Source organism: Nostoc sp. (genome assembly GCF_035638895.1).
Taxonomy (GTDB): Bacteria; Cyanobacteriota; Cyanobacteriia; order Cyanobacteriales; family Nostocaceae; genus Nostoc.
This window is the reverse complement of the sequence record NZ_DASQZC010000176.1, coordinates 1-5,452: the sequence shown is the minus strand read 5'-3', so window position 1 is coordinate 5,452 and position 5,452 is coordinate 1. Positions and strand designations below refer to the sequence as shown.

1 protein-coding gene and 5 pseudogenes are annotated in these 5,452 nt (G+C 39.5%); 4 read left to right on the top strand and 2 right to left on the bottom strand.

Annotated features, from left to right (window positions below; all coding sequences use genetic code 11):
* Both VE944_RS08680 and tnpC read right to left on the bottom strand, forming a co-directional pair.
* Window positions 1-301, bottom strand: a pseudogene (locus VE944_RS08680) (ISAs1 family transposase); the annotation flags it as partial.
* Between the two features lie 31 nt (window positions 302-332).
* Window positions 333-1,867: pseudogene (gene tnpC, locus VE944_RS34300) on the bottom strand (IS66 family transposase).
* Between the two features lie 3 nt (window positions 1,868-1,870).
* Here tnpC and VE944_RS08665 point away from each other — a divergent pair.
* The 4 genes and pseudogenes from VE944_RS08665 to gshA form a co-directional block, all read left to right on the top strand.
* A pseudogene (locus VE944_RS08665) lies at window positions 1,871-2,467 on the top strand (transposase); the annotation flags it as partial.
* A 30-nt stretch (window positions 2,468-2,497) separates the two neighbouring features.
* Window positions 2,498-3,521 (top strand): annotated as a pseudogene (locus VE944_RS08660) (IS4 family transposase).
* A 68-nt stretch (window positions 3,522-3,589) separates the two neighbouring features.
* Window positions 3,590-4,089: pseudogene (locus tag VE944_RS08655) on the top strand (transposase); the annotation flags it as partial.
* Window positions 4,090-4,250: 161 nt separating this feature from the next.
* Entirely contained in the window at window positions 4,251-5,390 is a 1,140-nt protein-coding gene (gene gshA / locus VE944_RS08650) for a glutamate--cysteine ligase (protein ID WP_324975221.1), read from the top strand.
* Window positions 5,391-5,452: the final 62 nt, after the last annotated feature.

Sequence of the window (5,452 nt, the reverse complement as noted above, 5' to 3'; positions counted from 1 at the left end):
TTGCATCAATTGTCACAATACATCCTGACAGTTCTAATACCTTTAATAACTCTGGAATTGCTGTAATCTCATTTGATTTTTTATCTACTTTTATTTGTCCCAGCACTAATTTATTCATAGTTGCCCACGCACTCACCATTTAGATTGCATTTTGGTCATTACTTTCATCATAAGAACTACGTAAAGTTTTCCCATCAATTGCAACTACTTCATCCTCGGTTATCTTCTGTATGGATTTCATCCAATTAACAAAACATGACTGAAACTGCTGGGGATTTATTTGTGCAAATACTCGTGCAAAGTAGTTTTTCACTCTCCCCCAGTAAAAAGGATTAAGAAACAGTAGGAATAGGAGGATGTTTTATACCCCGACGAGCCTGGGTAAGAACTTGAGCAACATAACTCCAAGGGTTAACTTTTCTCAGACGACAAGTTTCGACAACGCTTAAAACAGAGCAATAAGCTAAACTGCCTTCTGGTGTGCGAGTACCATAGCTAATACGTCGGGCAATTACAGCATGTCGTAAAGCCCGTTCTGCCTCATTATTAGTCGGTGGTAATTGCGGATTATAAAAACAGGCAACCACAGCATCCCAATCAGCTAAAATCTCTTTTGCCAGAGCTTTTAACCTTTTAACTTTGTATGCTCTACGCCAGTGGCCAATCGGCAGACTCGATATAGGCGGGCGGGGTGTGAGTCTGATTCATCTGATTCCCCGTCGCCAGTGGCAAGTGTATGTATTAGTTCCCTTAGTTTTTCTAAGAGCCATTGTCCCAAATCCGCCACTTCTTTATCTACCGATGTAGTCAAAGCAATAGCTTTGCGGATGAGATGGGCTAAACAATGTTGGCGTTTTGGGTAATTACTGTAAGCCCCATAGCCATCGGTAACTAACCATCCCACAAATGCCTCACTTATCAGTCGTAATAGCTCTTCCTTGCGACGACTACCGATGTGGAAAATCGCAATTGTATTTGTAATGGCCACTCATAACCATCGATATTTACCTTTTTCGTACCAGGGTGTTTCATCAAGGTGGATTATTTCTGCCGATTGCAATTCAACAATAAGTTCTTCAACTACTGGAGAACAAGCTATTCCTACTTCTCTAATACAACGGTCGATTGTTCCAACTGAAAGTGAGACCCCAACCCAATCGTCTAACAGTTCTCTAATTTTGGGCCGAGACATTCGATATCGTATAGCAAGAGAAGCAATAAACGTTGCCAACATCGGTCCAACAAGTCCGTACTCTTGCAAACATAAATCTTTGCTCCTTCCCTCTACTACTGATACATAACCTGTCAGTGGTTTAGATAAAGTTTCATGTCCACATTCACAAGTCCCTTGATAGTAGTGATGGAGAGTACATTTTACCTCTATTCCAGAATCTAATTTTTCTAGCTCTAATACGTAATAACCCATGTAGGGTTTAGCTTCTGGGTTGATTTGTAAGCTACTGTTACATGATGCACAAGTTTCTGGATAATGAGGAACTGTTTGATTGGAAACCAAGGGTGTTGTCCGCCATATCCCCTTAGCCCCTTTTTGCTTTCCTACGCGTTTCTTCCCAAATCCCTTGCTTTCTGGTTTCTCCTTTTCTGGAGAAACTTGGTTGTCTGATGTGTTATCGGATGTTTTACTTCTTGCTTCAAGTTCAACCTGTTTACCTGATGAAGAGAGGCTTTTGAAATTGTCTGATGATGGTGGTAGCGAACTATTGCTTGAATTTTGTTCTAGTTTTTCTAGTTGCTCGACTGCTAATTTATGAAGATTACCTGCAACCTCTACCAATCTCTGTTTGTCCAGAGATTGGAAATAGTCTTGGCTCATTTGTGCTAGGTCTTCTTTACTCAGTCGATTCATTAGTTAGATGCGTTTGCCCTGGTTAGCAAACCTATATTAGGGCTATCTTTTTTTACATTATCATTAGTAAGTGTAGAGCAAAGGCACTCGTTTCCAATACAGATAGAACAGGTGATAAAGAGCGATATAGAAAAAAGTAGCCCGTTACCAACCAAAGAAGTAAAGCAGAAAGAGAAACGAGGGCGTGGACGACCGAAGGGTAGTAAAAACAAGAATAAAACCCAGGTAATCCTCACATCTGAATTACTGCGAATTCAAAAGATGATTAGGTCGTTATTAAAGTTATTAGCTAAATTTATTCCTCTGACTTACTTAGTGTTAGATGGTCATTTTGGGAACAATAATGCCTTGCAGATGGCTCGTCAAGTTAACTTGCATATAATTTCCAAGTTACGCCACGATTCATCATTATATATACCTTACCAAAGTCCTGACCCTAATCATCGTTCACGCCGTAAATACGGAGATAAGATGGACTGGCGTAATATTCCTGATGAATATTTGCGTCAAAGTAGTATTGAGGAAGATATCCAAACTCATACAGAAGTGTTGAATGTTAAGAAAAATCCGATAAAAATAACCCAAAATATGGTAGTTTTGGGCGAAGGCTTAAAATATATTAGTTTGATTGTGATTATAAATTCATTTCCCAAAATTGTCAAAGATATCCTGAAAAGCCTGCCAAAAAACGATTATCTAGTATTAAATAGTCGTCTATTTTTTGAGTGCTGGCTATCGTATGCTCTGGATAACAGCTTAACAAGTATGCGAGATTTGTTTAACAGATTAAATAACACAGGATTTGAGGTAGATATTTCTACTTTCTCTAAAGCAAATTTACATCGGAGTCAAAAACCATTTCAAGAAATTTACCAAAAATTAAATAAATTAGTACAGAATAAAGTTCAAAAAAAGTTACACGATAAATATGCAATTTGTCCAATAGATTCAACAATTATTAGTCTGACCAGTAAATTGTTATGGGTATTAGGACACCATCAAGTAAAACTTTTTAGTTCTTTGAATTTATCTACCGGCAGCCCAGAAGATAACTTCATCAATTTTGGACATGATCATGATTATAAATTTGGTTCAAAGATGATGTCTATTCTACCAACTAATGCTGTGGGGGTAATGGATAGAGGCTTTGCGGGATTAAAGTTTATCCAAGAATTGGTACAAGAAAACAAATACTTTGTTTTGCGGATTAAAAACAATTGGAAACTAGAATTTGACGATGTGACTGGATTAATCAAAGTTGGTGCATCTGATGATGCTCAAGCTTATAGAGTGATTAATTTTTGTGATTTAGAAACAAAAACTGAGAAACGCTATAGTAACTAGTTTACCTTCATCGGGAGATGCAGCCGTTAGTGATGATGAAATTAGGGATATTTATCGATTACGTTGGGGAGTTGAACTCTTGTGGAAGTTTTTAAAGATGCATTTGAAACTTGATAAATTAATTACTAAAAACGTCAATGGTATTACCATACAAATTTACGTTAGTTTGATAGCTTATCTGATTTTACAGCTTTTATCTATTCCCACACAGTGGGGACATACACTATTAGATGAATTCCGCTATTTACAACCTTGTATGTGTCAGAAAATCAGTTATGTTCATTGGTTTGAAGAGATGATGTCATGTTGACTATTTTAGGCTTTTTAGAGTTAGTGTAACTAGATATGTAAAGTTTTGTATCAGGATTCAACATTTCTGAAACTCATACTTATCAAGCTACTTTACTGCACAAAGAATTTGCCCAAGCGTTGAATGTAGTTATTTTGGTTAAAACCAATCTGAAAACTAATGCATGCAGTCACATAATTCTATTTTCTAGCGACCTAAGTTTGTCATATGAGAAGATCATCGACTATTACAAACTGCGTTTTCAAATTGAATTTAATTTTCGTGATGCCAAACAATTTTGGGGATTAGAAGATTTTATGAACCTGGGTCAAACTGCGGTAACTAATGCTGCTAATCTAGCATTCTTTATGGTTAACTTGTCCCATCTTCTTCTTTCTGATTTTCGTCAATCCAATCCCGACTCCGGCATTATTGATCTTAAGGCTTACTACCGTGGTTTTCGATATGTTCGTGAAATGTTAAAAATGCTTTCAGAAATCCCTGAGCCTATTTTATTAACCAAGATTTTGCCAAGCTTACTGCTTTAGGACGTATTCATCCCGTTTCTGGTGGCGTTGAACCCTCGTAAATTGGCAGAGGTATTGCCAAAGACAGGGAATAAATCTGTCGTCCTTATTTGGTATGAATTATCAACAAAATGATTCTTAACTTTTGATTGGCTTAAAGATAGATCCAGAGATTCGTGTTATTGGATACAATTTATAGGTAGAGAGAGCCGAGGAGAACAAGGTGGTTTTATTAAAAGGCTTTGAGATTGAGATTTACACTGGCACGCCTCAAGGTGAAATCGTCGGTCTCTCGGACAAAATTGTTGCGGATTTGGATGGATTTATGCGGGAGCCAGATAGCCGCAACGTAGAATACATAACCGAACCATCCCATAATTACGAAAATTTATTATGCGCCTTGCTGCGTCCGAGGCGGGTATTGCGAAACTACCTCAATCGTTTGGGCGATTACACCTTGATACCGGGGAGTACTTTGTCTTTGAGTGGGAGCGATCGCTTTCTCCGTTCCGATCCTGCAAACCCCTATCATGACTACATTGAGAACACCTACGGGACAAAAGTAGTCACCGCCAGCGTCCACATCAATGTCGGCATTAGCGACCCAGAAGTATTAATGCGGGCGTGTCGCGTGATCCGTATGGAAGCACCTCTATTTCTCGCCCTCAGCGCCTCATCTCCCTTTCTCGATGGCAAAACTACTGGCTATCACTCCACCCGTTGGGGCGTATTTCCACAAACGCCTAACCATGTGCCTTTATTTGCCAGCCATGCCGATCATATCCAGTGGGTGGAAGATCAACTCGTTGCCGGAACAATGCAAAACGTGCGGCATTTGTGGGCATCAGTGCGACCAAATGGCGATCGCCGTCCTTATGATCTAAATCGCCTAGAATTGAGAATTTGCGATTTAGTTACAGATCCTATTGCCTTGCTAGCCATTAGTGCCTTATTAGAAGCGCGTTTGTTGCAAATAATCGAAAATCCCAGCATCGATCCGTTAACTGAAAGTACCTTCTCTCCCCAAGAACTCGTCACCCTGACTACTGAGAACGAAGCTGCTGCTGCTACTGGTAGTCTCGATGCTCATTTGAGGCATTGGCAAGATGGTAGAAGTATCCTAGCCAGAGATTGGATTTCTGAAATGTACCACGATGTTTGGGCGATCGCTAAACAACAAGGCTTTAATTGTTTCCTTTCCCCTTTGCATAAAATCCTCCGCGAAGGCAATGAAGCTCAACAGTGGTTGCAACTACACGCAGTCGGTTTTGACAGCCAGCGCGTCATCACCCAGGCTATTGTCGCCACCCAAGAACGCGAAATCGAACTTGAAAACAAATTGTGTTCATCCCTACTGACTTAACTCAAGAGGCATTGGGCATGGTGAAGAGAAATTAGGGACAAGGGAAAGACTTGTTACAAGTT